Origin of the sequence: Spiroplasma sp. hyd1 (genome assembly GCF_016082235.1) — a bacterium.
Lineage (GTDB): Bacteria > Bacillota_I > Bacilli_A > Mycoplasmatales > Mycoplasmataceae > Spiroplasma > Spiroplasma poulsonii.
Map to the genome: position 1 here is coordinate 1 of NZ_JXYY01000059.1, position 1,744 is coordinate 1,744.

At 28.4% G+C, this 1,744-nt stretch carries 2 protein-coding genes; both read left to right on the forward strand.

Features of this window, described 5'->3' with window-relative positions; translation table 4 throughout:
• The first annotated feature begins 96 nt into the window (after positions 1-96).
• Positions 97-429, forward strand: coding sequence for a hypothetical protein (locus TS70_RS05555; protein ID WP_105629063.1), 333 nt, complete (start codon positions 97-99; stop codon positions 427-429).
• 127 nt (positions 430-556) lie between these two features.
• On the forward strand, positions 557-1,216 hold the full coding sequence (locus TS70_RS05560; RefSeq protein WP_198049657.1) for a hypothetical protein: 660 nt from the start codon (positions 557-559) through the stop codon (positions 1,214-1,216).
• Positions 1,217-1,744: the final 528 nt, after the last annotated feature.

Consider the following 1,744-nt stretch of genomic DNA (forward strand, 5'->3'; position numbering starts at 1 on the left):
CATTTTTTANTTTTTGTGTATAGGTAGAATGATAAAAAAGTCATTCTACCTATTTTTTTATTTATTAAAATATTTCATTAGAAAGGACATGATGTTATGCGCAGAGCAAGTTATATTGATACAAAAATTGATTTAAACCATCAGCAAGAAAAAGTAAAAAAATTAAAAAAGTTGTTGCAAAAAACAGAAATGGAATGACAAAATAATTGATTTAATAACTTGACTGGTGATAAACAAGAACAATACAAAAAACAAGTCGCCGAAATGAAAAGAATTACCCCATCAATTTTGTGAACAATTGAAACCGGAAAAATACAAGTTGAATGAAAACGGAATTGATTTAAAAATCTAACCGAAGATAAAAAAGAAAAATATTATACAGAAATTAACAAAATTAAAACTGAAATTAAAAAAGAAAACAATTTATAACAGCAATTTTTAAAACAAATATCATCGTTGAAAAAACCCAAAAGAATATATTTTATACATTTTGAAAAATATTAACGCTGATATGGGGGTTAAATTCGTTTAAAACCACAGAAAGGAGCATATTATTATGCAAGAATTGATATTACAAGCAGAACAAATAAATTATCATTTTATTGAGATAAATGGGTTGAACTATAAAGTTATTAATCAACTTGATGAGAAAAAACATGTTTCTAATTTTTACTTACCGAAAAAATGTGTTCGCCAACACCCAACCCGCAAAGACAGTTATAAAGTAAAGATTTATGACAAATTTATTTGTGTACCAAAAATAATGTGTTTTATTGATAAAACTGGTAAATATTTTTTGGTTGGGATTGATATGTTTTTTACCTACTGAATTTATAACACAAGAGATAATAATAAATATCGCTTAGCAGGTTATCAAGCAATCCGCGACACTGCAATTAAAGAATTGCATTATTTAACTGTGTCTGCTAGAAGATACGAAAAAGAACAAGCAACAAACCCATTTTTAAGTGGGTTAACATATCAACAAGCACGCGAACAAATTTGTGCTGAAAGCGACAAACTAAAAGCAGAATACCAAACTTATGTAAAAACTAAGTATTCTGCTAATAAAAAATCGTTAAACTCAAACGAACGAGAAAATTATTCTCTTGTTGATAAGTTTAACACACATTATGAAAAAAACAAGGGTGATCCACCAAAAATGTCAGAAGAAGAACTCGAACAGTTACTAGTGGAATTAGACAACTTAGACTAATCCCCTAGTGAGTTTTTCACTCCCCTATCACCCCAGCACAGAGCTTGCATAAAACCAACGAGTAGCAAGACAACAAATACAACACCAAGATATGGTCCTCATCATATCATTTTTGTTATTTGATAAAACAATATTTTTTATTTACTCTTTTCTTCCAATAGAAAACCAAAATAAATACCAACACCATATTAAAACAACATATTATATAAAACTACATAAAATTATAATTACTTTTTAAGTAAATTTATCAGTAATTTTATTTAATAAATCACTANNTNTATAGTATAATTATTAGGTATTAATGAGGTATTTTAAAATACCTAATATATTTTTATTATACTGCGGAACACAAAGCATTTTGGCACGCCAAGCACCCGAAACCTTGCACTCCCAACGTTGTTGATAGAACGGAGTTTCGGCTTAATGTTTGTGTTCCGCAGTGGTGGTTTTTTATTGGTTATGTTAATTGCAATTAACATAACCAATAAAAAACCACCACGTTCCTTTTTTCTTTTTGCCCNTGCCCTT